The 26,470-nt window shown below is 58.4% G+C and carries 22 protein-coding genes and 1 tRNA gene; 18 read left to right on the forward strand and 5 right to left on the reverse strand.

The features are described from left to right. Positions 1–6 precede the first annotated feature (6 nt). Positions 7–1,230 (forward strand): multifunctional CCA addition/repair protein, encoded by a 1,224-nt coding sequence (locus tag GHN92_RS11030; RefSeq protein WP_094999930.1) that lies wholly within the window; start codon positions 7–9, stop codon positions 1,228–1,230. Between the two features lie 131 nt (positions 1,231–1,361). On the opposite strand, the gene folK is transcribed toward GHN92_RS11030, so the two are convergent. Continuing rightward, entirely contained in the window at positions 1,362–1,886 is a 525-nt protein-coding gene (gene folK, locus GHN92_RS11035; protein WP_095020439.1) for a 2-amino-4-hydroxy-6-hydroxymethyldihydropteridine diphosphokinase, read from the reverse strand. Further along, a complete protein-coding gene (gene folB / locus GHN92_RS11040; RefSeq protein ID WP_094999928.1) occupies positions 1,877–2,230 on the reverse strand; it encodes a dihydroneopterin aldolase in 354 nt (117 codons plus the stop codon). Before folB ends, folK begins: the two co-directional genes overlap by 10 nt. A gap of 74 nt (positions 2,231–2,304) precedes the next feature. Between folB and plsY the strand changes: the two genes are divergently transcribed. Further along, positions 2,305–2,874, forward strand: coding sequence for a glycerol-3-phosphate 1-O-acyltransferase PlsY (gene plsY / locus GHN92_RS11045; protein WP_094999927.1), 570 nt, complete (start codon positions 2,305–2,307; stop codon positions 2,872–2,874). Positions 2,875–2,918: 44 nt separating this feature from the next. On the opposite strand, the gene tsaD is transcribed toward plsY, so the two are convergent. Beyond that, positions 2,919–3,944 (reverse strand): tRNA (adenosine(37)-N6)-threonylcarbamoyltransferase complex transferase subunit TsaD, encoded by a 1,026-nt coding sequence (gene tsaD, locus GHN92_RS11050; RefSeq protein WP_094999926.1) that lies wholly within the window; start codon positions 3,942–3,944, stop codon positions 2,919–2,921. 198 nt (positions 3,945–4,142) lie between these two features. On the opposite strand from tsaD, the gene rpsU reads away from it, so the two are divergent. From rpsU to GHN92_RS11130, 16 genes are all read left to right on the forward strand, one after another. Then, complete coding sequence (gene rpsU, locus GHN92_RS11055) at positions 4,143–4,358, forward strand: 30S ribosomal protein S21 (RefSeq protein ID WP_002551877.1); 216 nt, start codon at positions 4,143–4,145, stop codon at positions 4,356–4,358. A gap of 471 nt (positions 4,359–4,829) precedes the next feature. Then, positions 4,830–6,785, forward strand: a complete 1,956-nt coding sequence (gene dnaG, locus GHN92_RS11060; protein ID WP_094999925.1) for a DNA primase — start codon at positions 4,830–4,832, stop codon at positions 6,783–6,785. A 67-nt stretch (positions 6,786–6,852) separates the two neighbouring features. After that, positions 6,853–8,700: an RNA polymerase sigma factor RpoD gene (gene rpoD / locus GHN92_RS11065; RefSeq protein WP_094999924.1), complete on the forward strand. Its 1,848-nt coding sequence runs from the start codon at positions 6,853–6,855 to the stop codon at positions 8,698–8,700. Positions 8,701–8,817: 117 nt separating this feature from the next. Continuing rightward, positions 8,818–12,174, forward strand: a complete 3,357-nt coding sequence (locus GHN92_RS11070) for a bifunctional diguanylate cyclase/phosphodiesterase (protein ID WP_153380181.1) — start codon at positions 8,818–8,820, stop codon at positions 12,172–12,174. Between the two features lie 30 nt (positions 12,175–12,204). After that, positions 12,205–12,281, forward strand: a tRNA-Ile gene (locus GHN92_RS11075). Between the two features lie 232 nt (positions 12,282–12,513). Further along, complete coding sequence (locus GHN92_RS11080; protein ID WP_153380149.1) at positions 12,514–13,680, forward strand: Fic family protein; 1,167 nt, start codon at positions 12,514–12,516, stop codon at positions 13,678–13,680. Positions 13,681–13,712: 32 nt separating this feature from the next. Beyond that, positions 13,713–14,165 (forward strand): Lrp/AsnC family transcriptional regulator, encoded by a 453-nt coding sequence (locus GHN92_RS11085; protein WP_016782458.1) that lies wholly within the window; start codon positions 13,713–13,715, stop codon positions 14,163–14,165. Positions 14,166–14,315: 150 nt separating this feature from the next. After that, positions 14,316–15,998 carry an NAD(P)/FAD-dependent oxidoreductase gene (locus GHN92_RS11090; RefSeq protein WP_153380151.1) on the forward strand — a complete coding sequence of 561 codons (1,683 nt, stop codon included), beginning with the start codon at positions 14,316–14,318 and terminating at the stop codon, positions 15,996–15,998. Between the two features lie 135 nt (positions 15,999–16,133). Continuing rightward, a complete protein-coding gene (locus tag GHN92_RS11095) occupies positions 16,134–16,928 on the forward strand; it encodes a carbon-nitrogen hydrolase family protein (protein ID WP_095025312.1) in 795 nt (264 codons plus the stop codon). A 39-nt stretch (positions 16,929–16,967) separates the two neighbouring features. Further along, positions 16,968–19,406 (forward strand): pyrroloquinoline quinone biosynthesis protein PqqF, encoded by a 2,439-nt coding sequence (pqqF, locus tag GHN92_RS11100; protein WP_153380153.1) that lies wholly within the window; start codon positions 16,968–16,970, stop codon positions 19,404–19,406. Between the two features lie 152 nt (positions 19,407–19,558). Continuing rightward, on the forward strand, positions 19,559–19,633 hold the full coding sequence (gene pqqA, locus GHN92_RS11105) for a pyrroloquinoline quinone precursor peptide PqqA (RefSeq protein ID WP_003444522.1): 75 nt from the start codon (positions 19,559–19,561) through the stop codon (positions 19,631–19,633). Between the two features lie 82 nt (positions 19,634–19,715). Beyond that, the gene (gene pqqB / locus GHN92_RS11110) at positions 19,716–20,627 is read left to right on the forward strand and encodes a pyrroloquinoline quinone biosynthesis protein PqqB (RefSeq protein WP_048361138.1); all 912 of its coding nucleotides are present in this window, start codon (positions 19,716–19,718) and stop codon (positions 20,625–20,627) included. Between the two features lie 78 nt (positions 20,628–20,705). Then, the gene (gene pqqC / locus GHN92_RS11115; protein WP_016782463.1) at positions 20,706–21,458 is read left to right on the forward strand and encodes a pyrroloquinoline-quinone synthase PqqC; all 753 of its coding nucleotides are present in this window, start codon (positions 20,706–20,708) and stop codon (positions 21,456–21,458) included. Further along, positions 21,455–21,730, forward strand: a complete 276-nt coding sequence (pqqD, locus tag GHN92_RS11120; protein ID WP_094999919.1) for a pyrroloquinoline quinone biosynthesis peptide chaperone PqqD — start codon at positions 21,455–21,457, stop codon at positions 21,728–21,730. Before pqqC ends, pqqD begins: the two co-directional genes overlap by 4 nt. Next, complete coding sequence (pqqE, locus tag GHN92_RS11125) at positions 21,723–22,868, forward strand: pyrroloquinoline quinone biosynthesis protein PqqE (protein ID WP_153327691.1); 1,146 nt, start codon at positions 21,723–21,725, stop codon at positions 22,866–22,868. Before pqqD ends, pqqE begins: the two co-directional genes overlap by 8 nt. Next, the gene (locus tag GHN92_RS11130; RefSeq protein WP_153380155.1) at positions 22,834–24,666 is read left to right on the forward strand and encodes a S9 family peptidase; all 1,833 of its coding nucleotides are present in this window, start codon (positions 22,834–22,836) and stop codon (positions 24,664–24,666) included. Before pqqE ends, GHN92_RS11130 begins: the two co-directional genes overlap by 35 nt. A 17-nt stretch (positions 24,667–24,683) precedes the next feature. On the opposite strand, the gene GHN92_RS11135 is transcribed toward GHN92_RS11130, so the two are convergent. Together GHN92_RS11135 and GHN92_RS11140 are read right to left on the reverse strand one after the other, a co-directional pair. Beyond that, entirely contained in the window at positions 24,684–24,842 is a 159-nt protein-coding gene (locus GHN92_RS11135; protein ID WP_004419451.1) for a YqaE/Pmp3 family membrane protein, read from the reverse strand. A gap of 185 nt (positions 24,843–25,027) precedes the next feature. Then, positions 25,028–26,311 carry an aspartate aminotransferase family protein gene (locus GHN92_RS11140; protein ID WP_095020444.1) on the reverse strand — a complete coding sequence of 428 codons (1,284 nt, stop codon included), beginning with the start codon at positions 26,309–26,311 and terminating at the stop codon, positions 25,028–25,030. Positions 26,312–26,470 lie beyond the last annotated feature (159 nt).

The following is a 26,470-nucleotide window of genomic DNA, read 5'->3' on the forward strand; positions in this document are numbered from 1 at the left end:
TTTTTTATGAAGATCTATAAAGTTGGCGGCGCAGTGCGCGATCGCCTGCTGGGCAAGCCTGTCACCGATATTGACTGGGTGGTGGTGGGCGCAACGGCCGAACAAATGCAGGCCTTGGGCTATCGCCCTGTTGGCTCTGACTTCCCGGTATTTCTTCACCCCAAGACGGGTGACGAATATGCACTGGCCCGCACCGAACGCAAAAGCGGGCATGGTTATGGGGGCTTTGTTTTTCACGCCAGCCCCGACGTCACCCTCGAAGAAGACCTGATCCGTCGCGACCTGACCATCAATGCGATGGCAGAGGACGAGGCTGGCAACGTAACCGACCCTTACCATGGCCAGCGCGACCTTGAAGCCCGCATTTTGCGCCACGTTTCCCCCGCATTCGCCGAAGATCCCCTAAGAGTACTGCGCGTAGCCCGATTCGCTGCGCGCTACGCCAGCCTGGGCTTCAGCATCGCTCCCGAGACTCTGGAGCTGATGCGCCAACTGTCCCGGTCCGGCGAATTGCAAGCCTTGACCCCGGAACGCTGCTGGAAGGAAATTTCCCGCGCCCTGATGGAAGATCAGCCTCAGGTTTTTATCGAAGTGCTGCGCAGCTGCGACGCTCTTGAAGTACTGCTACCCGAAGTGAACGCCCTGTTCGGCGTCCCGCAGCCCCCCGCCCATCACCCGGAAATCGACAGTGGTGTACATACCCTCAGCGTGCTGGAGCAATCGGCGCTGCACAAGCAACCGCTGACGGTTCGCTGGGCTTGTTTACTGCACGATCTGGGCAAGGGGCTTACGCCAGAGAAAGACTGGCCAAGGCATATTGCCCACGAACACAAGGGACTGCGCCTGATCAAGGCGGTCAATGAACGCTATAAGGTGCCGAGAGACTGTCAGGAGCTGGCATTGCTGGTAGGCGAATACCACACCCACGGCCATCGCGCCCTTGAGCTCAAGGCTTCGACGCTACTGGAATTGCTGCAGCGCTTCGACGTATACCGTCGGCCACAACGATTCGAGGAGTTTATCGTAGCGTGCGAGATGGACGCCAAAGGCCGTCTGGGCCTGGAAGACCGACCCTACCCGCAGGCCGACTACCTGCGCGGCGCGGCGCGGGCCGCCCTTTCGGTAGCGGTGCAGCCGTTACTGGAGCAGGGTTACAAGGGCCCCGAACTGGGCGAAGCACTCAAGCGCGAACGGCTCAAGGCACTACAAGCTTACAAGGATGCGGCGTAGTGCAAACCTTGTGGGAGCGGGCTTGCTCGTGATTAGGGCACCACGGTCTTTCACTCAGACCGCATAGACGCCATCGCGAGCAAGGCCGCTCCCACAAAAAAGCAGCAACCTGCAGCCCATTCAATCGACTCTCAGCCCGCCAGCATCTCCAGCGGCGTCAAGGACTCCCCCCGCCACTCGAAGGCTGCAGGCGCAAGCACCTGCTCGATCTGCGCCTCGGCCCAAATCTGCGCAAGCGTCTTGCCCACACCGGGATGAACTTTGTCTGGGGCAATCAAAGACAGCGGCCACAACACAAAAGCGTTCTTGAGGATTTCGGCACGGGGCAAGGTCAAACCGTCAAAGTTGCCCACCAGATCGCCAAAGAACAACACGTCGATATCCAGCGGCAAACCTTTGCGATCTTGAGCGTAACGCCCGTTATCAGCTTCGATCAGCTTCAAACGACGACTTAACTCAACCAGTGGCAAATCGGTTTTTGCCGACACCACGAGGTTGAAAAACGGCCCGCTCTTGATACCCACCGGCTGGCTTTCAAACACCGCCGAACAGCGCATCTCCTGCAAGAATCCGCTCAGCGCTTCCAGCCCTGCCAGCAAGTGCTTTTCACGCTCGACATTACTGCCCAGCCCGAGATAAACCTGAGTTAGCGACATCCGCGCTCAATCTCCACGCCCACCCCAGTGGCCGCCGCAACTGCGCCGGGCTTGGTCAGCTTGAGGTGCAGCCAGGGGATAGTGAACTCACTCATCAACACTTCGGCCAGTCGCTCTGCAAAGGTCTCCACCAGCTGGAATTGAGCCTGCTCGGCGAACGCCTGAATTCGCGACGAAACGCTCGCATAATCCAGCGCCAACGTCAGATCATCGCCAGCCGCAGCTGGACGGTTATCCCACGCAAAACTCAGATCAAGGCGCAGACACTGACGGATGCCACGTTCCCAGTCATAAGCACCGATTACGGTGTCAACTTCCAGGCCTTCGATAAACACTCTGTCCAAGCACTCTTCTCCGCAGCACGACAAGGGCGCAAAGCGCCGTTAGAATCAGGGCGTCCTCGCCCGGAATAGTTAGCATGTTTTGGTTACTGGCGATCCTCGCCTACCTGCTCGGCTCTCTGTCCTTTGCCATTTTGCTCAGCCGCCTGACGGGAACCCCCGACCCGCGAATGAGTGGCTCCGGCAATGCCGGCGCAACCAACATGTTGCGTCTGGCCGGCAAAAAACTTGCCGTCCTGACCTTGCTCGGCGACCTGTGCAAGGGGCTTTTGCCCGTCCTGCTGGCCAACCAACTGGATCTCTCGCTCCAGGACCAGGCCTGGATCGGCGGCTGCGCCGTTGTAGGTCACATGTACCCTGCCTACTTCCGCTTTCGCGGCGGCAAGGGTGTCGCCACGGCGGCCGGCATGCTGCTGGGACTGTATCCCCCTGCTGCACTGTTGGCAGTCGCCGCATGGCTGCTGACCTTCCAGCTGACCCGTACCAGCTCACTGGCGGCGTTGATCGCCACTCCCCTGACCCTGCCATTGCTGGCCTGGCAAGAGCCTGCCGCGCTACTGCCAATGAGCGCCTTGACGGCGCTGATTGTATGGCGCCATCGCGGCAATTTACGCGACCTGATGGCCGGGCGCGAACGGCATTTCTGAATCTTGCCCGTGAAAAATCTTCACGCCGGCTCCAGCCCCCACTCTCACAGGGGCTGCAATTGCTCCATCGGCCAGCGTGCCTGCACGCTGATCGCCAATGATTCGTGCTGACCGGCCTGCAAGCGCTGACAACCCGCAAACGCAATCATCGCGCCATTATCCGTACAAAATTCCGGACGGGCGTAATACACATTGCCCTTCATCTCACCGAGCATTTTCTCAAGGGAAACGCGCAGCGCCTTGTTGGCACTCACCCCGCCTGCAATCACCAGGCGCTTCATGCCTGCATGCTTCAAGGCACGCTTGCACTTGATGGTCAGCGTTTCAACCACGGCCTGCTGGAACGCCAGGGAGATATCGCAACGGGTCTGCTCAGTGTCGTCGCCCTCTGCCACACAACGCTGCCAGGTGTTCAGGGCAAACGTCTTGAGGCCGCTGAAGCTGAATTGCAGGCCCGGACGGTCTGTCATGGGCCTGGGGAAGACAAAGCGTCCTGCAACGCCCTGGGCGGCCAACCGCGCGATCTCAGGGCCACCCGGGTAGTTAAGCCCCATCATCTTCGCGGTCTTGTCGAACGCTTCACCCGCGGCGTCATCCAGTGTCTCGCCCAGCAACTCGTATTGGCCGATGCCATCAACGCGAACCAGCTGCGTATGACCGCCCGAGACCAACAAAGCGACGAACGGAAATTCCGGAGGTTGCTCTTCCAGCATAGGGGCCAGTAAATGGCCTTCCATGTGATGCACGCCAAGGGCCGGAATGCCCCAGGCAAACGCCAGCGCCTGGGCGCAAGAAGCCCCAACCAGCAGGGCTCCAACCAATCCCGGGCCCGCCGTATAGGCAATTGCGTCGATCTCGGTAGGCACACAGTCGGCCTCGGCCAGCACCTGACGAATCAACGGCAGCATTCGCTTGACGTGATCTCTGGAAGCCAGCTCCGGCACCACACCGCCATAGGCGCGGTGAAGGTCGATCTGGCTGAACAGTGCATCGGCCAAAAGCCCGCGTTCACTGTCGTATAGCGCGACGCCGGTTTCGTCGCAGGAGGTTTCTAATCCCAGTACTAGCATGGGTTTACGCCTTGTAGAGGCTAAATTCGAAGGCGCGCATAATAGTCGCCACTCCCGCCCCCGGCCAGCGGTTTTCGATCAGAGGCTTTGCATTCCGGGCGATGAGAGGTTAACATCCGCAACCCTTAAAAACCGACGTCTTCCAACGCGATTTTGCCTTGAGACGTTGACCCCGGTAATGAATGAAGGTAGCTCTGGATGCCAGCCGTCAAAGTAAAAGAGAACGAACCCTTCGACGTAGCTCTGCGTCGTTTCAAGCGCTCCTGCGAAAAAGCCGGTGTTCTGGCTGAAGTTCGCAGCCGCGAATTTTACGAGAAGCCGACTTCTGAGCGTAAGCGTAAAGCAGCAGCTGCTGTTAAGCGTCACGCGAAGAAAGTTCAGCGCGAGCAGCGCCGCGCCGTTCGTCTGTACTAATACACAGACGTTCGCTGCACGCTTCTGCCAAGCCCGGCCTAAAGCCGGGCCGTAGGCAGTTGTTGCAAGTTACATGCTTTATCGTCAAGGCCGCAGATGCGACCGCGACAAGCGTTACAACACGTCAGACCTGGCCTAATAGCCAGCGGTGCACGTCTTTACTGACGAGCCTTCCAAGGCTACCGACGAGCACACCTCTCTGATTATCCTTAAAGACGATCAGCCCAAGGCACCTCTCCAGTGCCTGCTTATGAGCTATCCGAGACCAGCCATTGGTCAGTGCCGGACTCAGAGCGTGACATTTATCGATCCCGTCGACTCTGATTAATATGAGTAGAGCGGATTTCGACAGATACACTTCCCCGAGATAATTGAGCAGACGCCCCACGATCGAGCAGAGCTTTTGCCTGCACGCACGATGACCAAGCTCTTTATTCGGACCCAATTCTGCGCAGTGATGACGAGAACGCCATGGCCGGGTTAATCCCCCAGAGCTTTATTGACGACCTTCTGAACCGTACCGATATCGTCGATGTCGTCAGCTCGCGCGTGCAAATGAAGAAAGCTGGCAAGAACTACACCGCCTGCTGCCCCTTCCACAAAGAAAAAACCCCGTCGTTCAGCGTCAGCCCGGACAAGCAGTTCTATTACTGCTTTGGCTGCGGCGCTGGCGGTAACGCCCTCGGCTTCATCATGGACCATGACAACCTGGACTTCCCCCAGGCTGTCGAAGAACTGGCCAAAGCTGCCGGGATGGAAATCCCACGGGAAGAAAGCGGCCGGGCGCACAAACCTCGGCAACCGACTGACTCCCCGCTATACCCGCTTCTTACTGCAGCTGCTGACTTTTATCGCCAGGCCTTGAAAAGCCATCCGGCACGGAAAGCAGCGGTGGACTACCTGAAAGGCCGAGGCCTGACCGGCGAAATCGCTCGCGACTTCGGCTTGGGCTTTGCGCCACCAGGCTGGGACAACCTCTATAAACACCTGAGCAGTGACACGCTGCAACAAAAAGCCATGATCGACGCTGGCCTGCTGGTCGAAAACGCCGAGACCGGCAAGCGTTACGACCGCTTTCGCGACCGGGTAATGTTTCCGATCCGCGACAGCCGTGGCCGCATCATCGCTTTTGGTGGCCGGGTGCTCGGCGACGACAAGCCCAAATACCTGAACTCCCCGGAAACCCCGGTCTTTCACAAAGGCCAGGAACTGTACGGGCTGTTCGAAGCACGCAAGTTCAATCGCAGCCTCGACGAAATCATCGTGGTTGAAGGCTATATGGACGTCATTGCCCTGGCCCAGCAAGGCCTGCGCAATGCTGTCGCGACACTGGGCACCGCTACCAGCGAAGAGCACATGAAGCGCCTGTTTCGCGTGGTGCCCAGCGTGCTGTTCTGTTTTGACGGCGACCAGGCCGGCCGCAATGCGGCATGGCGCGCACTTGAAGCCACGCTGCCCTGCCTGCAGGACGGGCGCCGCGCACGCTTCCTGTTTTTGCCCGAAGGTGAAGACCCGGACACCCTGGTGCGCTCTGAAGGCACCGATGCCTTCAAGGCCCGTATCAACCAGCATGCCCAGCCGCTGGCAGACTACTTCTTCCAGCAATTGACCGAAGAAGCCGACCCTCGCTCGCTCGAAGGCAAGGCCCATATGGCCACGCTGGCAGCACCGCTGATCGACAAAGTCCCGGGCGCCAACCTGCGGACCCTGATGCGTCAGCGCCTGAGCGAAATAACCGGCCTTACCAGCGAAACCGTCAGCCAGCTGGCACAAAATACGCCCGCAAAAATCCAGGCACAGCCAACCTATGACCCGGGCATTGATTACGATGCAATGCCCGACTACAGCGACTTCCAGCAACCGGACATGTACATCCCCCAACAGGAATGGACCCCGAAAAAGACCGGCGCTGGCGGCAAAAAGTGGGAAAACAAACCCTGGGACAAAAAAGGCAAGCGCGGCGCCGAACGCGAGCAGGCCTGGATCCCGGTAGGTGTTGAACCCCCGACCCTGACAGCCCTGCGCACCCTGCTGCATCACCCGCAACTGGCCAAAAAAGTTGAGGACGCCGGGCACTTTGCTGCAGAAGACCAGACTAATAATCAACTACTGATTGCTCTGGTCGAGGCTGTACAGAAAAATCCTAAGCTAAGCTCTATTCAGCTACTGTCCCGCTGGCACGGCACTGAACAGGGCCGTTTGCTGCAAAGACTGCTGGAAAAGGAATGGCTAATTGATGCCGATAACCTTGAACAACAGTTTTTCGACACCATAACTAGCCTGTCAGCTCGCCAACGCGAGCGAAATCTAGAGCAACTTCTTCGAAAAGCACGTCAAGGCGAGCTAAGTAGCGAGGAAAAAAATCAGTTACGCGACCTTTTAAGTCGCAATAATCCTGCATCAAACCCGACCTCAACTGGCGCGTGAGGTCATAGCTAAGGTATAATCCTCGGCTTGTTTTTTGCCCGCCAAGACCTTCAGTGGATAGGGTGTTATGTCCGGAAAAGCGCAACAGCAGTCTCGTATCAAAGAGTTGATCACCCTCGGCCGTGAGCAGAAGTATCTGACTTACGCAGAGGTCAACGACCACCTGCCCGAAGATATTTCAGATCCGGAGCAAGTGGAAGACATCATCCGCATGATTAATGACATGGGGATCCCCGTACACGAGAGTGCTCCGGATGCGGACGCCCTTATGTTGGCCGATGCCGACACCGACGAAGCAGCAGCTGAAGAAGCGGCTGCAGCGTTGGCGGCAGTAGAGACCGACATTGGTCGTACTACCGACCCTGTGCGCATGTATATGCGTGAAATGGGCACGGTAGAACTGCTGACACGTGAAGGCGAAATCGAAATCGCCAAGCGTATCGAAGAAGGCATCCGTGAAGTGATGGGCGCAATCGCGCACTTCCCTGGCACGGTTGACCATATTCTCTCCGAGTACACTCGCGTCACCACCGAAGGTGGCCGCCTGTCCGACGTTCTGAGCGGTTATATCGACCCGGACGACGGTATTGCGCCGCCCGCAGCCGAAGTACCTCCTCCTGTCGACACCAAGGTGAAAGCCGAAGGTGATGACGAAGAGGACGACAAGGAAGATTCCGGCGAAGACGAGGAAGAGGTCGAAAGCGGCCCTGATCCGATCATCGCGGCCCAGCGCTTTGGCGCTGTTTCCGATCAGATGGAAATCGCTCGCAAGGCCCTGAAAAAGCACGGTCGCGGCAGCAAGCAGGCAATTGCCGAGCTGGTTGCACTGGCTGAGCTGTTCATGCCGATCAAACTGGTTCCGAAGCAATTCGAAGGCCTGGTTGAGCGTGTTCGCAGCGCCCTGGAGCGTCTGCGTGCACAAGAGCGCGCAATCATGCAGCTGTGTGTACGTGATGCACGCATGCCGCGCACCGATTTCCTGCGTCTGTTCCCGGGCAACGAAGTCGACGAAAGCTGGAGCGATGCGCTGGCCAAAGGCAAAAGCAAATATGCTGAAGCCATTGGTCGCCTGCAACCGGACATCATCCGTTGCCAGCAAAAGCTCTCTGCTCTGGAAGCAGAAACCGGCTTGAAGATTGCCGAGATCAAGGACATCAACCGTCGCATGTCGATCGGCGAGGCCAAGGCCCGCCGCGCGAAGAAAGAAATGGTTGAAGCCAACTTGCGTCTGGTGATCTCCATCGCCAAGAAGTACACCAACCGTGGCCTGCAGTTCCTCGATCTGATCCAGGAAGGCAACATCGGCTTGATGAAAGCGGTAGACAAGTTTGAATACCGCCGCGGCTACAAATTCTCGACTTATGCCACCTGGTGGATCCGTCAGGCGATCACTCGCTCGATCGCCGACCAGGCCCGCACCATCCGTATTCCGGTGCACATGATCGAGACGATCAACAAGCTCAACCGTATTTCCCGTCAGATGTTGCAGGAAATGGGCCGTGAACCGACCCCGGAAGAGCTGGGCGAACGCATGGAAATGCCTGAGGATAAAATCCGCAAGGTATTGAAGATCGCTAAAGAGCCGATCTCCATGGAAACCCCGATCGGTGATGACGAAGACTCCCATCTGGGTGACTTCATCGAAGACTCGACCATGCAGTCGCCAATCGATGTTGCTACCGTTGAGAGCCTTAAAGAAGCGACACGCGACGTACTCGGCGGCCTCACAGCCCGTGAAGCCAAGGTACTGCGCATGCGTTTCGGTATCGACATGAATACCGACCACACCCTTGAGGAGGTTGGTAAACAGTTCGACGTTACCCGTGAGCGGATTCGTCAGATCGAAGCCAAGGCGCTGCGCAAGCTGCGCCACCCGACGAGAAGCGAGCATTTGCGCTCCTTCCTCGACGAGTGACAACAAAACCCCCGGCCCTGCCGGGGGTTTTGCTTTACAGCTAAAAACCTCCTGCTCCCTCCCCTCCGCCACAGCCCGACTACACTGGATGCATCCAGGTGTATTGAAGGGATGCGTATGTCACGCTTGCTGGCTACCCTGCTTCTGTCACTTCTCGTTTGGACCTCTGGCGCCCAAGCCCTGACGTTCACCGATGAAGAACAGCAATGGCTCAAGGAGCACCCCGAACTGCTCCTCGGCATCGATACCACATGGCCGCCTTTTGAGTTCCTCAACGCACAGGGCACCTATACAGGCCTCGCTGCCGACTATGTAAACCTGATCACCAACCAGTTGGGCGTAAGCGTCAAGCAAGTCGCTGCGTCAAGCTGGAGCGAAGTCCTGGAGCAAACCAAGGAAGGCAAACTTGACTGGCTACCCGGCGTCATGTCGACCCCCGAGCGGCAAAAACGCCTGGCATTTACCCGGCCCTATCTGGACTTCCCCATTGTCATCCTCGCCCACAAGGGCGGCGCGGCGCCTAAAAATATCCAGGAACTCTACGGCCTCAGAGTGGGTGTAATTGAAAACTACGCCCCCCACGAATTGCTGCGCGCTCAACACCCTGACCTCAACATCGTCGCCCTGCCCAACGTCAGCTCGGCGTTGCAGGCTCTGGCCACGGACCAGGTAGATGCCATGGTGGGTGATCTGGCTTCCAGCGTATGGAGCTTGCGCCAGCTCAAGCTCGATGGCCTGTACGTCAGCGGGGAAACCCCGTATCGCTTTCAATTGGCCATGGCCGTTCCTAAAAACCAGACCGTTCTGCTAGGACTGCTGGACAAGGTGCTGGCCAATATAAGCCCGAGTGAAACCCAGCGCATTCAGCAGCACTGGGTAGGCGATATCAACGATTACCGACCCCTGTGGCGCACCCTGCTGCTCTATGTCCTGCCTGGCATACTGCTGCTGATCATCATTTTGTTCATAGTCATCCGCATCAACCGACGCCTGAGCTCCGAGATTTCCCGGCGAACCACCCTCGAACAGGAACTGCGCAGCAGCGAGGATCACTACAAGGGGTTGATTGAAAGCCTTTCGGCTATTGCCTGGGAAGCACAGCTGGACAACGACACCTATACCTATGTATCCCCCCAGGCCGAAGCCTTGCTCGGCTATCCAGTCTCTGACTGGCTAAGCCCGGGGTTCTGGAAACGGGTCGTTCACCCCGATGACCTGCCCAGAATCCAGGCCTGGCGTAAAAAAGAGATCAGCGCAGGCCACGATCACAGTTTGGACTATCGTGTGATCACCGCAGAGGGCAACATCCTCTGGCTACGGGACATTGCCAGTATCACGACCCACAATCAGCAAGCCGTGGTTCGCGGCTTGCTGATCAATATCAGCGAAACCAAGCAGACTGAAGAAGCCTTGCTTCTTTCCGAAGAAAAGTTTGCCAAAGCTTTTCATGCATCGCTGGACGGCCTTTTACTGAGCCGTCAAAGCGATGGCCTGATACTCGAGATCAACGAAGGTTTCAGCCGGGTCATCGGCTATGACAGTGCCAGTGCCTTGTACCACTCAACCCTGGAACTGCAATTGTGGGTCGACCCCCATGAGCGCCGTGAATTGCTTGCGGTCCTGGAAAAAAACGGCTTTGTGCGCGACTTCACCTGCCATATCCGACATAAGGACGGGCAAGTGCGCCTCTGTGAAATCTCCAGCTACCCGTTGCTGATCGGCGCCGACGACTGCATTTTGACCATCGTCCACGACATTACCGAACGGCATCAGATGCAGGAAAAACTTCTGCAAACAGCCACCGTGTTCGAGAGCACGGCCGAAGGCATCATCTTTACCGATCCCGAGCAAAAAATTACCTCGGTCAACCGGGCCTTCGGCGAAATCACCGGTTACTCCGAAAGTGAAGTCCTGGGCCAGACGCCGCGCATGCTGGGGTCTGGCCGACACGACAAGCTGTTCTTTGCAACCATGTGGTACCAGCTATCGACCGCTGACAACTGGCAGGGCGAAATCTTCAACAGACGCAAAAACGGTGAAATCTACCCCAGCTGGATGACCATCAGCGCCGTGCGCAACAACAATGATGTGGTGACACATTTCGTAGCCGTATTTTCTGATATTTCCACCCTCAAACTGGCCCAGGAACGCCTTGATCACCAGGCCCACCACGACCCGCTGACCAACCTTCCCAACCGTTTGCTGTTTGAAAGCCGGGGGCGCCAGGTACTCTCCGATCAGCGGCGCAATGATCAACATAGCGCGGTGCTGTTTCTGGACCTTGATCGCTTCAAGAACATCAATGACAGCCTCGGGCATCCTGTGGGCGATCAGTTGCTGAGGGGCATCGCAGCCCGCCTCACCGAACAATTGCGCGACATCGACACGGTTGCCCGTCTTGGCGGCGATGAATTTATCGTCCTGCTGCCTGGGCTCAAACACCCGGAAGATGCACAGAAGATTGCCGAAAAGCTGCTGAACAGCTTCAACGAACCCTTTCTGACCGACGAAAGCGAACTGTTTATCAGCGCCAGCGTCGGTATCAGCATCTACCCGGATGATGGCGACGACGTGGCCACACTGATCAAAAATGCCGATATCGCGATGTACCACTCCAAACTCAAAGGGCGCAATCGCGTCGAACGTTACAGCCACGACCTTAACTCCCAGACCAGTGCCCGCATCCTTCTGGGCCAGGAACTGCGCCGCGCCCTGGAGCGAGGCCAGGTCTCACTGCTGTATCAGCCCAAAGTCCGTCTGCGCGACCATACGCTGGCTGGCGCCGAAGCACTGTTGCATTGGAACCACCCTCTACTCGGAGGAATCTCACATGAGCGCTTGATTCATCTGGCAGAAGAAAACGGCATGATCATTCAAATTGGTGACTGGATGCTCGAGCGTGCGTGCCAGCAACTGTGCTCATGGAATCAACTGTACAAGCCCTTTGGCCCCATCTCGGTCAACCTTGCCAGCGCCCAATTACACCAGCCGGGGCTGATGGCGCACATTCAGCAACTGCTCGAAACCTGCAAGCTCAAACCCGAGAGCCTGAAACTGAAAATCACCGAAACTTTTCTCACCGGCCAGACCGAAGCGGCATTTGATGCCCTGCATCGGCTCAAACAACTGGGAGTAAAACTGTCCATCGACAATTTTGGTACTGGCAACTCGTCCCTCAGTTACCTGAAGCGCTTGCCGTTGGACACGTTGAAAATCGACCCGTCATTTGTACATGGCTTGCCCGACGACCCCCATGATGCTGCCATCGTGCATGCCATCATCGCGCTGGGGCACAGCATGCACTTCACCATCATTGCCGACGGTGTTCAAAACCGGGAACAACAGATTTTCCTGGCGCAGGCAGGTTGCGAACTGATCCAGGGCGAGATCGTCAGCCCGCCGTTACTTCCCGAAAAATTTGCAGCAACTTTCCTTCACCTGGCAATTTCAGATCTTTCGGATAGCACTACTTAGAAACCATCGTTATAATCCGCGACCTACTGAGGGCCTATAGCTCAGTTGGTTAGAGCAGGGGACTCATAATCCCTTGGTCGTAGGTTCGAGTCCTACTGGGCCCACCAAACTCAAAGCCGCGCACTGCGCGGCTTTTGTGTTTCCGGGGTTTGGGATTTTGCTTTTCAAAACGCCCAGAAAACCGGTTTGCGTCCACAAAACGTCCACAGGCCAGCTCTATAGTCCTTTCGTCGGCTTACCCTGCATCCCAGGTTAGACAGTGAGCCGATTAGCCGGCATTATCGGCTCACTATATGAGCCGAATATATTCGTTAATCGGCTCACAGACGAGTAAAGCCCATGAACGATTCCCCCTGGATCTGGCAACAGCCCGGCTGGCCAAACTTTAGCTGGCAAGCTGAGATGCTTAACCCGCTATTGCGTGCCTGTACCCAGGCTCAGGGCCGTTTGCTGGGGATGATTGGCGCTGTCGGAAGTGATAGTGAAGCGCTCAACAGCCTGGACACCATGCTGCAAAACATCGTTACCTCATCAGCCATTGAGGGCGAACAGCTGAATGCAGGCTCTGTACGTTCATCCCTGGCTCGCCGCATGGGGCTGACCGGAACAGGTCGCACAACTGCACGCTCCGAAGGCTTGGCACAATTGTTGTTCGATGCCACAAGTGCGCATCAACGCTTGCTGGATCTTGAACGCCTCTATAAGTGGCACTGCTGGCTGTTCCCCGGCGAGGACAAGCTGTTGGCCCGCCCACTGCACACTGGCACGCTGCGCGGCGAAGAACCCATGCAGGTAGTATCCGGCCCCCTCCACCACCCCACCGTGCATTTTGAAGCACCACCACGTGCCGGGCTGGAAGAACAACTGGGCGATTTCCTCACTTGGTTCGAGAGCAGCAGAATCGATGTCAGCCTTGATCCTTTACTACGTGCTGGCATTGCCCACTTTTGGTTCGTTACCTTGCATCCGTTCGATGACGGCAACGGCCGCCTCACTCGCACGCTCACCGATTTGGCATTGGCCCAGAGTGAGCAGCAATCCATCCGCTTCTATGCCATGTCAGCCAGCATTCTTGATGACCGCACCGGTTATTACCGAATTCTGGAGTCCAGCCAGAAAGGCACACTGGATATCACTCCATGGTTGCAGTGGTTTCTAGCCACGCTGCTTAAAAGCCTGGAGCAGGCCCTTGCCCGGATTGAACGAGTATTGAGCAAGGCCCGTTTCTGGCAACTACACCGCAACCAGGCCCTGCTAGCCGAACAGCTCAAGGTGCTGAACCGCCTGCTCGACGGTGGCGAACGCGGCTTCGAGAACGGTATAAACGCCGCTCAATACCAAGCCGTGACCAAAGTCTCCAAGGCTACCGCGACCCGCCACCTGGGTGACCTGCTTGCGAAAGGCTGCATCACTCGCCTGCCTGGCAGTGGGCGCAGCACACGCTACCAAATTCAGTACGGCGTCAGCCTCCAAGGTGAGCAGACACTGAGTAGCAAACTCGACTAAGACCAACAATCACGCAGCCCCTGGAGCCACCCTTGCCTGACACCCGCCCCCCTGCACTGGATGAAATCGACCGTCAATTGATCGCGGCCTTGCAGCTCAATGCCCGGGAAAGCGTGGCAATGCTGGCACGCCAATTGGGGATTGCCCGCACCACCGTGACATCACGCCTGGCGCGGCTGGAGAAAACCGGGGTGATTACCGGCTACGGGGTTCGCTTGGGCCAGCGCCTGATTGATGGCGGCCTGCAGGCCTATGTCGGGATTACCGTGCAGCCACGCTCCGGCAAGGACGTGGTGCGACGCTTGAGTGCGATGGCCCAGGTGCAGCAACTGTGCGCAGTCAGTGGCGAATTCGATTACGTGGCTTGGCTGCGCAGCGATTCACCCGAGCAGCTGGACCAGTTGCTCGATCAGATCGGCAGTGTCGAAGGCGTCGAGAAAACCACCACCTCAATCATCCTCAGCAGCAAAGTTGATCGCGGATAAGTCATATCGACTAGCCGCTTCGTCATATTGACTAAATAAAAGTCATAACGACGACAGTTTGCGTCTTATTTACGTGTTCTGCGCTGCCTATCATGGTGCCTGTCTTTTTCTATACTCAAGGTAAAGCTTGGGTCGCCAGCAAGGTCAGCCATGAACAAGAATAATCGTCACCCTGTCGACGGTAAAAAACCCGTCACCATCTTCGGCCCGGACTTCCCGTTTGCCTTCGATGACTGGATCGAACACCCCGCTGGCCTGGGCAGTATTCCCACACATAAACTTGGCGCTGAGGTAGCGATTGTCGGTGCTGGCATGGCCGGGATGGTGGCGGCCTACGAGTTGATGAAGCTGGGCCTCAAACCCGTGGTATATGAAGCCTCGAAAATGGGTGGGCGCCTGCGCTCGCAAGCCTTTGAGGGCAGTGAAGGGGTGATTGCCGAGCTCGGCGGCATGCGCTTTCCGGTGTCTTCAACAGCGTTTTACCACTATGTCGACAAGCTGGGGCTGGAGACCAAACCCTTCCCCAACCCGCTGACCCCAGCTTCCGGCAGTACGGTTATCGACCTCGAAGGCCAAACCTTCTACGCACAAAAACTGGCGGATCTGCCTGCCCTGTTTCAGGAAGTGGCCGACGCCTGGGCCGATGCGCTGGAGGAAGGTTCGCGCTTTGGCGATATTCAGCAAGCCATCCGTGACCGCGACGTCCCTCGCCTCAAAGAGCTGTGGAACACGCTGGTTCCTCTGTGGGACGACCGCACGTTCTACGACTTCGTCGCGACCTCCAAGGCCTTTGCCAAACTGTCATTCCAGCACCGCGAAGTGTTTGGCCAGGTGGGTTTCGGTACTGGCGGATGGGATTCGGACTTCCCCAACTCGATGCTGGAAATCTTCCGGGTGGTGATGACCAACTGCGACGACCATCAGCATCTGGTCGTTGGCGGTGTCGAGCAAGTGCCACTGGGAATCTGGCGCCACGCCCCCGAACGCTGTGCCCATTGGCCTACAGGCACCAGCCTGAGTTCGCTGCACAACGGCGCACCTCGCACCGGGGTCAAGGCGATCTCTCGCACACAAGATGGGATGTTTTCCGTCACTGACATTCTCGGAGTCACACGCCCCTACGAAGCCGTGCTGGTCACATGTCAAAGCTGGCTACTGACCACCCAGATCGAATGCGAAGAGTCGCTGTTCTCACAGAAGCTGTGGATGGCCCTTGACCGTACGCGCTACATGCAATCATCGAAAACCTTTGTCATGGTCGACCGCCCGTTCTGGAAGGACAAAGACCCGGAAACCGGCCGCGACCTGATGAGCATGACCCTCACCGACCGCCTGACCCGTGGCACCTACCTGTTCGACAACGGCGACGACAAGCCGGGGGTGATATGCCTGTCGTACTCGTGGATGAGCGATGCGCTGAAAATGCTCCCGCACCCAGTGGAAAAGCGCGTGAAGCTGGCCCTCGACTCGCTGAAAAAGATTTATCCGAAGGTGGATATCGCCAGCCGCATCATCGGCGACCCGATCACCATTTCATGGGAGGCAGACCCGCATTTCCTGGGCGCCTTCAAGGGTGCACTGCCGGGGCATTACCGCTACAACCAGCGGATGTATGCGCACTTCATGCAAAAGGACATGCCCGCAGAACAACGCGGGATCTTTATTGCCGGCGATGACGTGTCGTGGACCCCGGCCTGGGTTGAGGGTGCGGTGCAGACTTCATTGAACGCGGTCTGGGGCATCATGCATCACTTTGGCGGCAGCACCCATGCGGCCAACCCGGGGCCGGGAGATGTGTTCCACGACATTGGCCCGATTGCGCTGCCGGATTGACCCCGCAGGGTGAATTGATTCCAGTGGGAGCGGGCTTGCTCGCGATTCAGGCAACGCGGTGCATCAGGCATATCGGGTGGATGCCATCGCGAGCACGCCCGCTCCCACACCAACAGTCAACACCAGGAGAACCCCATGCGCATTGCCCTTTACCAATGCCCGCCTCTGCCCTTGGATGTTGCGGGCAATCTGCAGCGTTTGCGTGAAACAGCCCAGCAAGCCGATAACATTGACCTGCTGGTGTTGCCCGAAATGTTCCTCACCGGCTACAACATCGGCGCGCAAGCCGTAGCCGAACTCGCACAAGCCCACGACGGCGACGCCGCACAGCAAATTGCCAAACTGGCCAAAGCCACGGGCATGGCCATTGTGTACGGCTACCCCGAGCGCGGGGCAGACGGACATATCTACAACAGTGCACAGTTGATCGACGCACACGGCAAAAGTCTGTGCAACTACCGCAAGACTCACCTGTTCGGCGAACTCGATCACTCGATGTTCAGCCAGGGCCCCGACTCATTCCCGGTCATTGAACTCAACGGCTGGAAGCTCGGCCTGCTGATCTGCTACGACCTCGAGTTTCCGGAAAACACCCGCAGGCTGGCCTTGGCCGGAGCTGAAGTGATTGTGGTACCCACCGCGAATATGGTGCCCTTCGAGTTCATCGCCGATGTCACCGTGCGTTGCCGCGCTTTCGAAAACCACTGCTATGTAGCCTACGCCAACTACTGTGGCCATGAAGGCGAGATCCATTACTGCGGCCAAAGCAGCATCGCCGCACCCAACGGCAAGCAGATTGCCCTGGCCGAACAGGATGAGACCCTGCTGGTGGCAACGTTGCAACGCCAACAGCTGACTGATGCAAAAACCGGCAACTTTTACCTCGCAGACCGTCGGCCCGAGCTATATGGCGAGCTGAGCAAGGGCTAAATCCGCTAGCATGAGCGCTTCTCTGTTCCGGAAGTGCCCATGCCTGCGCTGAACCACCCTCACACCCAACGTCTGACCCTTGAAAACGGCCTGACCCTCTGCGTGCGCCACGAGCCGCGCCTCAAGCGCTGCGCGGCCGTTTTAAGGGTCGCCGCAGGCAGCCATGATGTGCCTGCGGCCTGGCCGGGCCTGGCGCACTTCCTTGAACACTTGCTGTTTCTGGGCACCGCACGCTTCCCAGCGGCAGACAACCTGATGGCCTGGGTACAGCGCCACGGCGGTCAGGTCAATGCCAGAACCTGCGAGCGACATACCGACTTCTTTTTCGAACTGCCAATGGGTGCTTTCGAAGGGGGTCTTGAACGCTTGTGCGACATGCTCGCCCATCCGCGCATGACTCTGCCTGACCAACTGCGCGAACGTGAAGTGCTACATGCCGAATTTATTGCCTGGGCCCGTGAGCCTTCGGCACAGCGTGAGATCAAACTGTTCCAGCCATTGAACCCGGCCCATCCACTGCGCGCATTCCATGCCGGTAACCGTTATAGCCTGCCAGTACCTCGCGCGGGTTTTCAGCAAGCCCTGAAAGGTTTCTACCAGACCTTTTATCAGGCCGGACAAATGACCTTGAGCCTGAGCGGCCCGTCGGCAATCCGTGAACTGAGCACCCTGGCCGAGCGCTGCAGCGCTGTGTTGCGCCCCGGCAAAGCCGTGCAACAGGCCGATGCACCCGCCTTGATGACCGGTCAGCAGCGACATTATCAACACATTGACGGCTCGCGCCTGAGCCTGATGTTTGCCCTGGAACAGCTGCCGCCGGAGTCTGACAAGGCGCTGGAGTTCCTGTGCAACTGGATCAATGCCGACAAAGCCGGCGGTCTGTTCGCACAGTTACGCCAGCAGCAACTGATCGACACCCTTAAGGCCACGTCGCTCTACTGCTTCAAAGACCAGGCACTGCTACAGATTGAGTTCACTGCAACCAACGCCATTGCCCAACATGCCACGCTAATCAGCGACACCTTCCATGACTGGCTGGGGTTCTTCCGCGCACAACAGGACTGGCCTGCTTTACGTGAAGAGTTCTGTCTGCTGCAACAACGCCAGCAAGACATCAGTGGCGCACTGGAGCTTGCTCGAAGTGACTGCAAGCAACATGTGCCCGGCTTATCGGATCAAGGCGTAACAACCCTCAAGGTCGTGCTGGGGCAGCTGCAGCCAGGGGCAATGCAGTTATCGCACCATGCCTGGCAACTGCCAGCGCCCAATCCATTTCTGCAAGCAGCGAAGGAGCCGGTGAGTGCCGGCCTGATTCGCGGGCAAACCAGCGCTCACCGTGGTTTGCGCACCTTTGCCCAGGATCGTTTGCGCAGTCGCCGCGACGTGTCTGCCATGAGTTTCAGCACAGCAATACCCAACCTCAGCGGCGAAGCAGCGATTTACCTGCGCTGGCGTTTGCCCGCTACACCTGCCGACAACCCGATGCCTGCGCTGCAGAACAGCCTGCGCCCGTTGATCCAGGATGCTCGTGACGCTGGTGTCGAACTTTCGCTCAACGCTTTGGGCAATGACTGGCTGCTGAAGATGTACGGTTACCACGAGCCGATGCCCGCCATTCTGGAAAGCGCCCTGCGTACGCTCGCCAGCCCGTGCACCGGGCTATCAGCCGGCACGCCCCCTGAGGCGACGTTGATGCCCATTCGCCAACTGCTCAAGCGCCTGCCCGAACTGTGCCCGCCCGCTGGCGCAAGTGACGGGGCCCACAATTGGTCAGAAACACGCTGGGACGGGCTGGCAGTCGGCCTGCCATCTGCCACACAGGCCTTGATTGGCCCCGTGCTGAACAAGGTGCCTGGTACCCCGGATGCGCAACTGACGCTTCAGTCCGGGCATCCTGTCGAGCGCCATTGGCACACAGTACCCTGTGATTCCAGCGAACACGCACTGCTGCTGTTTTGCCCGGCCGCCGAGGCCACAGTGGCGGGCGAAGCTGCCTGGCGTCTGCTTGCCCAAGTGGCGCAAACCCCTTTCTATCAACGCCTGCGGGTTGAACTGCAATTGGGATACGCGGTGTTCAGTGGCTTGCGCCAAATCAATGGCCAAACCGGCCTGCTGTTTGGTGTGCAATCGCCCCACGCGAGCACGGCACAAATCTTTGAGCACATCCGTAACTTCCTCGTAGATTTGCCAAATCTGGTCTCGGCACTGGATGAAACATCTTTCACCCAGGCCCGCGCCGCCCTGGCACAGCAATTCTCAAGTGAGGCCCTGGGCGTGTCACAGGCCAGCGAATTGCTATGGCAAAGCAAGCTGGCAGGCCACCCGTCGGATTACCTGGCAGCCCTCTACACTGCGCTTATGGCGCTGGATCAAAACACTACACTCAAGGCTGCACTGCAAACCACACAACCTGACAGCCGCTGGTTATGTGTGGCTACCGGTCCTGTAACTGAAACGTTTTATCCAGGAAGAAGCTGATAATTACCAACCCTGCAAAGGGCTTTCTTCGACATTGGGCGTTCAAAAAGCGTCAAATTTAGTAACATAGCCACCTAAGCTTTTGAACATCTCCTTCGGGAGCTGGACTAATCAAGAGACACTACTCACCCACCCGCTGAAGGAGTCATGTTATGGCTTGGACTAAACCTGCTTACACCGACCTGCGTATTGGCTTTGAAGTCACCATGTACTTCGCTAGCCGTTGATCTGCTTCTTCACTGAGCAGAGCAACCCAACGCCTCGGTTCGCCGGGGCGTTTTTATTTCCAGATTTGCAAGAGAACACGCCATGTTTGTCCAGATTCTAGGTTCCGCCGCTGGCGGTGGTTTCCCGCAGTGGAACTGCAACTGCGTCAACTGCGCGGGTTTTCGTGATGGTTCGTTAAACGCCAAGGCACGTACCCAATCGTCGATTGCGATCTCCGACGACGGCGTGAACTGGGTACTGTGCAACACCTCGCCCGACATTCGCGCGCAACTCCAGGACTTCGCCCCGATGCAACCGGGCCGTGCCCTGCGTGATACCGGGATCAGCGCCATCATTCTGATGGACAGCCAGATCGACCACACCACCGGCCTGCTGAGCCTGCGCGAAGGCTGCCCCCACGAAGTCTGGTGCACTGACATGGTCCACGAAGACCTGAGCACCGGTTTCCCGCTGTTCACCATGCTCAAGCACTGGAATGGTGGCCTGAACTGGAACCGCATCGAGCTGGAAGGTTCGTTCACCATCCCGGCCTGCCCCAACCTGCGTTTCAGCCCGCTGCCCCTGCGCAGTGCCGCGCCGCCGTATTCGCCGCATCGCTTCGACCCGCACCCGGGCGACAATATCGGCCTGATCGTTGAAGACCTGCGCACCGGCGGTAAATTGTTCTATGCCCCAGGCCTGGGCAAGGTTGACGCGCCGTTGCTGGAAATCATGGCGGGCAGTGACTGCCTGCTGGTGGATGGCACCATGTGGGACGACGACGAAATGCAGCGCCGCGGCGTAGGCACCCGTACCGGCCGGGAAATGGGCCATCTGGCGCAAAACGGCCCCGGTGGCATGCTCGAAGTGCTTGAGCAACTGCCCGAGCAGCGCAAAGTGCTTATCCACATCAACAACACCAACCCGATTCTCGACGAAGACTCCGCCGAGCGTGCCGAACTGGTACGCCGGGGGGTTGAAGTGGCCTTTGATGGCATGAGCATCGAATTGTAAAAGCTGAATCTGTAGCAGCTGCCGAACGCAGCCTTCGGCAGCTGCTACAAAGGCATCACATTTTTTTGGAGGCACCAGATGACCCAAGCCCCACTCTCTACCGCCGAATTCGAGGCCGCCCTGCGGGCCAAAGGCGCGTATTACCACATCTACCACCCCTATCAGGTGGCAATGTACGAAGGCCGCGCGACTCGCGAGCAGATCCAGGGCTGGGTCGCCAACCGTTACTACTACCAGGTCAATATCCCGCTTAAGGATGCCGCGATCCTGGCCAACTGCCCTGACCGTGAAGTGCGCCGCGAGTGGATTCAACGCATGATCGACCACGACGGCGCGCCCGGTGAAGACGGCGGCATCGAAGCCTGGCTGCGCCTCGGTCAAGCGGTTGGCCTGGACCCGGATCAACTGCGCTCTCAAGAGCTGGTCCTGCCCGGCGTTCGTTTTGCCGTGGATGCCTACGTCAACTTCGCCCGCCGCGCTACATGGGAAGAAGCCGCCAGCAGCTCGCTGACCGAAATGTTTGCGCCGCAAATCCATCAGTCGCGCCTGGACAGCTGGCCCCAGCATTACCCGTGGATCGACCCCGCCGGCTACGAATACTTCCGCACCCGGTTGGGCCAGGCCCGACGCGACGTGGAGCACGGGCTGGCAATCACCCTGCAGCACTACACTACTTATGAAGGCCAGCAGCGCATGCTGGAAATCCTGCAGTTCAAACTCGATATCCTGTGGAGCATGCTCGATGCCATGACCATGGCCTACGAGCTGGACCGCCCGCCCTATCACAGCGTGACCAGCCAACGTGTCTGGCACAAAGGAATCACCCTATGAGCTTCGATCGCAGCAAAATCCCGACCTGGCGCACCGGCTATCGTTACCAGTACGAGCCCGCGCAAAAAGGCCATGTGTTGCTGTACCCCGAAGGCATGATCAAGCTCAATGACAGCGCGGCCCTGATCGGCGGCCTGATCGACGGCCAGCGCGACGTCGCGGCCATTATTGGCGAACTGGACAAACAGTTCCCCGGCGTACCCGAGCTCGGCGCAGATATCGAGCAATTTATGGAGGTCGCTCGTGCAGAGCACTGGATCGAACTTGCCTGACAGCCGTATCCCGCCCAAGCCTGAAGTCGGCCTGCCGCTGTGGCTGCTGGCCGAATTGACCTACCGCTGCCCGCTGCAGTGTCCGTATTGCTCCAACCCGCTGGACTTCGCCCAGCAGGGCAAAGAACTGAGCACCGAGCAGTGGATCAAGGTGTTTCGCGAGGCGCGGGAGATGGGTGCAGCGCAACTGGGGTTCTCCGGTGGCGAGCCACTGGTGCGCCAGGATCTGGCCGAGTTGATTGGCGAAGCGCGCAAGCTGGGTTTCTATACCAACTTGATCACCTCGGGCATCGGCCTGACCGAGCAAAAGATCAGCGACTTCAAAAAAGCCGGGCTGGACCATATCCAGATCAGCTTCCAGGCCAGCGACGAGCAGGTCAACAACCTGCTGGCCGGCTCGAAAAAAGCCTTCGCGCAAAAGCTCGAAATGGCCAGGGCCGTCAAGGCCCACGGCTACCCGATGGTGCTGAACTTCGTCACCCATCGGCACAACATCGACAAAATCGACCGCATCATCGAGCTGTGCATCGCCCTTGAAGCCGACTTTGTTGAGCTGGCCACCTGTCAGTTCTACGGCTGGGCCCAGCTCAACCGTGTCGGCCTGCTGCCGACCAAGGAGCAACTGGTACGGGCTGAGCGCATCACCAACGAATACCGGGCCAAACTGGAAGCAGAGGGTCACCCCTGCAAGCTGATCTTCGTGACGCCGGACTATTACGAAGAACGCCCAAAAGCCTGCATGAACGGCTGGGGCAGCATCTTTTTGACCGTCACACCTGACGGCACGGCCCTGCCGTGTCATGGTGCCCGACAAATGCCGGTCGAGTTCCCCAATGTGCGTGACCACAGCATGCAGCACATCTGGTACGACTCGTTTGGCTTCAACCGTTTTCGTGGTTATGACTGGATGCCCGAGCCCTGCCGCTCGTGCGACGAGAAAGAAAAGGACTTCGGCGGCTGCCGTTGCCAGGCCTTTATGCTCACCGGGGACGCCAGCAATGCGGACCCGGTGTGCAGCAAATCGCCCCAACACAACCTGATTCTCAAGGCGCGCGAAGAAGCCGAGCACGCCACCCAGACCATCGAACAATTGGCCTTCCGAAATGAACGAAACTCACGTCTTATCGCCAAAAGCTGAGCCCTTCAGCGCCGCACTCGCCGTAGCCGCCGGGGTTGATTTCGCAGAATTGCGAGTCGGCCCTCAAGGCCTGTTCTGGAACGAATATCGTCCACAGGATGCGGCCTCGCGCATCTGGCACTGGCGCGATGGCCAGGCCCACTGCCTGACGCCCGCCGGTTTCAGCGCACGCAGCCGGGTCTATGAGTACGGCGGTGGCGGGTTTTGCCTGAGCGATAACGCCGTGGTGTTCGTCAACGAAACCGATCAGCAGCTGTATCTGCAACCTCTGGAAGGTAGCGCCCCGCAGGCACTGACCCAGAGTGAATGCCGCTACGGCGGCGTGCAGTTTGCCGGCGGGCAGGTGCTGGCAGTCGAAGAAACCGGCGACCAACACCGACTGGTAAGCATCGACCTGGACACCCTTGAACGTCAGATCCTGGCTGAAGGTGCCGACTTCTACGGCGCACCGGCGCTGAGCCCTGACGGCCAGCGCCTGGCCTGGGTCGAATGGAGCCGCCCACACCAACCGTGGACCTCTACCCGTCTGATGCTGGCCGAAGGCCAAACCGCCGGGCGCTGGAACACCGCGCAGTGCCTGGCCGGTGATCTTGATGAGGAATCGCTGCAACAGCCGCGTTTCGACGAACATAACCGGCTCCATTGCCTGACCGACCGCGCAGGTTTCTGGCAGCCCTGGGCCGAGTCTGGCGAAGGCCTGGTACCCGCGCCCAGCGCGCGCGCCGATCACGCCCCGGCCCCTTGGCAACTGGGCACCAGCACCTTTGTGCCACTGGGAGAGCAGGCCTATCTGGCCAGTTGGACCGAGGACGGCTTCGGGCGACTGGGCATCCGCACAGCTGACGGCAACCTCGAAGACTTCACCGGTGACTACAGCCATTTTCGCAGCCTGGCATTGGATGAGGCATTTATCTACTGCATCGCAGCATCGCCGATACGCCCTTCAGCCGTGATCCGTATCTGCCGTGCCGAGCATAAGGTCGAGGTACTGGCAGGTGGCATTGCACCGCTGCCCCCCGAACGTATCAGCCGCCCGAGAACTCTGCGTTATCCCTCTGGAACGGGCCATGCCCACGGTTTTTTCTACCCGGCTATGAACGGCGAAAAAAAACCGCCCCTGCTGGTATTTATCCACGGCGGTCCGACTTCGGCCTGTTACCCGATGCTCGACCCGCGCATTCAATACTGGACCCAGCGCGGCTTTGCCGTGGCTGACCTCAACTATCGCGGCAGCACCGGCTATGGCCGTGAGTATCGTCAAGCCTTGCATTTGAATTGGGGCGTGGTGGATGTCGAAGATGCCTGCGCGGTGGTCAGTTATCTCACCGAACAAGATCTGATTGCTCCCCGCCGTGCGTTTATTCGTGGCGGCAGCGCGGGGGGTTACACCACCTTGTGCGCGCTGGCATTCCATAAAGTGTTCCGGGCGGGTGCCAGCCTGTACGGGGTCAGCGACCCAATTGCGCTGACGCGGTCCACCCACAAGTTTGAAGGTGACTACCTTGACTGGCTGATTGGCGATCCGGAGCGCGACGCTGAACGCTATGCAGCGCGCACTCCGTTGCTGTACGCCAACCAGATCAGCGTGCCGGTTATTTTCTTCCAGGGTGAGCTGGACGCTGTAGTGGTGCCGCAACAAACCCGCGACATGCTCCAGGCCCTGCAATACAACGGCATCCCGGCCCGGGCCCATTACTACCCGGACGAACGCCACGGCTTTCGCAAGGCCAGTAACCAGGCCCATGCACTGGAACAGGAATGGTTGTTTTATAGCCAGGTGATGCAGGCCGATACATAACTGTAGTCGCTGCCTGGTTACCGCTTGGCGATAATCCACACCGCATGGACGATGCCCGGGATATAGCCGCACAGGGTCAGCAGAATATTCAGCCAGAAGGCACCGGCAAAACCCACCTGCATAAACACACCCAGCGGTGGAAGCAGAATGGCAAAGATGATTTTAATAAGATCCATATGCGCAGCTCCCTGATAGTGGCGGGCCAGAAATGGCCCTGCTTCTAATCGACTCCAGGCGCAAGCCAAAGGTTCAGACTGAACTTATCCACAGACAAAAAAAACGCCCCGTACCGAAGAAATCAGGCACGGGGCGATGCGTTATACCGCGAGACGGTTCTTTAAATTCTGTGTAACGGCTGCAATCAGACGGCAACCCCGCGACGGCACTGCAATTGCGCCGTTCGAACCCGGGAAAACGCCCGGGCCAGACGCAGCAGCATTTCATCGATATTGCCCTTGCTCACACACAGGGCCGGGGTAAAACGCAGGCAGTCGGGCTGCGGGGCGCTGATCAGCAAGCCCTCATACAACGCCGCCTTAACCACAGCGTCTGCCGAGTTATCCGACAAGGTCAGACCCCAAAGCAGACCCTGGCCGCGTAATTCGCCCTGTGCATAACTATTTGCCAACCTGCCCAGCCCCTCGCGCAGGTGTTGCCCCGCGTCGCGAACCTGCTGCAGAAAGCCCTTGTCCAGCACGGTATCCAGCACCGCCAACCCCGCTGCGCTCATCAAGGCATTGCCATGATGGGTACCGCCCAGCTCGCCGGGCTCCAGGCAACAGGCCTTGCCCCGAGCCAGCAATGCGGCCACTGGTACACCGCCGCCCAGGCCCTTGCCTAACGTAATGATGTCGGCGCGAATGCCGTAATTCTGTTCTGCCAACAAGGTGCCGCAACGCCCCACGCCGGTCTGCACTTCATCCAGGATCAGCAAAATGCCCAGCTCGCGACACAAGCGCTCAACACCCTTGAGGTAGTGCTCAGTCGCAGGAATCACCCCGGCTTCGCTTTGTACCGGCTCCAGCATGATGGCCACGGTCTGCGCATCGACTGCCGCATGCAGCGCCGGCAAATCGTTGAACGGCACATTGATAAAACCCGGCAACTGCGGCTCGAAGCGGTTATCCACAGAAGCGCCGCCCGAAGCCGACATCGCGCCGAAGCTGCGACCGTGGCAGCTGCGGCTGGCCGTGATGATCCGATGGGCGCCACCGCGATGCAGCTGGCCCCATTTACGCGCCAGCTTGATCGCACCTTCATTGGCCTCAGCGCCGGTGTTGAGCAAATGCACCTGATCACTACCGGTGCTTTCACACAAGCGCTGCGCCAGGTTCAACATCCCGCGGTTTAAAAAACCTGCACCCGGGTTTAGCAACGATTGCGCCTGCTCGGTCATTGCCTTGACCAGCACCGCCGGGCTGTGGCCCAGGCTGTTGGCCGCACTGCCCTGGGTAAAATCCAGATACGCACGGCTGTCGCTGTCCCACATCCATGAGCCCTGGCCGCGCACAAACACTTGGGCTTCACGCTCAACGCAGGGCATCAGGCAGTCTCGGGACGGGTGGTTGCCAGCTTTGGATGGCGCAGAGTGGGCGGCCATTTCTTCGAGGCTGGGGGAATGGCGACGCAGGTTAAACAGGTTCATGCACGCGGACCTTGTGACCATAAACAGATTCGATTTGCAACCGCCGACGCTTCATGGGAAAGGTAAACCTCTGCTCGGGTTTATTGTCCTGCCTATGTAAAACGCCGTTGCCTATCAGCATCTCTGGCTCGATGAGCCTTGTGGAATGGGCGTAGACTA

It is taken from the genome of Pseudomonas sp. FSL R10-2964, assembly GCF_009600035.1.
Taxonomy (GTDB): domain Bacteria; phylum Pseudomonadota; class Gammaproteobacteria; order Pseudomonadales; family Pseudomonadaceae; genus Aquipseudomonas; species Aquipseudomonas bubulae.

What these genes read in the sequence shown, in the direction of transcription:
- GHN92_RS11030 (WP_094999930.1), top strand. Translation starts at nt 7, where the DNA reads ATGAAGATCTATAAAGTTGGCGGCGCAGTGCGCGATCGCCTGCTGGGC.
- folK (WP_095020439.1), bottom strand. Translation starts at nt 1,886, where the DNA reads ATGTCGCTAACTCAGGTTTATCTCGGGCTGGGCAGTAATGTCGAGCGT.
- plsY (WP_094999927.1), top strand. Translation starts at nt 2,305, where the DNA reads ATGTTTTGGTTACTGGCGATCCTCGCCTACCTGCTCGGCTCTCTGTCC.
- tsaD (WP_094999926.1), bottom strand. Translation starts at nt 3,944, where the DNA reads ATGCTAGTACTGGGATTAGAAACCTCCTGCGACGAAACCGGCGTCGCG.
- rpsU (WP_002551877.1), top strand. Translation starts at nt 4,143, where the DNA reads ATGCCAGCCGTCAAAGTAAAAGAGAACGAACCCTTCGACGTAGCTCTG.
- dnaG (WP_094999925.1), top strand. Translation starts at nt 4,830, where the DNA reads ATGGCCGGGTTAATCCCCCAGAGCTTTATTGACGACCTTCTGAACCGT.
- rpoD (WP_094999924.1), top strand. Translation starts at nt 6,853, where the DNA reads ATGTCCGGAAAAGCGCAACAGCAGTCTCGTATCAAAGAGTTGATCACC.
- GHN92_RS11070 (WP_153380181.1), top strand. Translation starts at nt 8,818, where the DNA reads ATGTCACGCTTGCTGGCTACCCTGCTTCTGTCACTTCTCGTTTGGACC.
- GHN92_RS11080 (WP_153380149.1), top strand. Translation starts at nt 12,514, where the DNA reads ATGAACGATTCCCCCTGGATCTGGCAACAGCCCGGCTGGCCAAACTTT.
- GHN92_RS11090 (WP_153380151.1), top strand. Translation starts at nt 14,316, where the DNA reads ATGAACAAGAATAATCGTCACCCTGTCGACGGTAAAAAACCCGTCACC.
- GHN92_RS11095 (WP_095025312.1), top strand. Translation starts at nt 16,134, where the DNA reads ATGCGCATTGCCCTTTACCAATGCCCGCCTCTGCCCTTGGATGTTGCG.
- pqqF (WP_153380153.1), top strand. Translation starts at nt 16,968, where the DNA reads ATGCCTGCGCTGAACCACCCTCACACCCAACGTCTGACCCTTGAAAAC.
- pqqB (WP_048361138.1), top strand. Translation starts at nt 19,716, where the DNA reads ATGTTTGTCCAGATTCTAGGTTCCGCCGCTGGCGGTGGTTTCCCGCAG.
- pqqC (WP_016782463.1), top strand. Translation starts at nt 20,706, where the DNA reads ATGACCCAAGCCCCACTCTCTACCGCCGAATTCGAGGCCGCCCTGCGG.
- pqqD (WP_094999919.1), top strand. Translation starts at nt 21,455, where the DNA reads ATGAGCTTCGATCGCAGCAAAATCCCGACCTGGCGCACCGGCTATCGT.
- GHN92_RS11130 (WP_153380155.1), top strand. Translation starts at nt 22,834, where the DNA reads ATGAACGAAACTCACGTCTTATCGCCAAAAGCTGAGCCCTTCAGCGCC.
- GHN92_RS11135 (WP_004419451.1), bottom strand. Translation starts at nt 24,842, where the DNA reads ATGGATCTTATTAAAATCATCTTTGCCATTCTGCTTCCACCGCTGGGT.
- GHN92_RS11140 (WP_095020444.1), bottom strand. Translation starts at nt 26,311, where the DNA reads ATGAACCTGTTTAACCTGCGTCGCCATTCCCCCAGCCTCGAAGAAATG.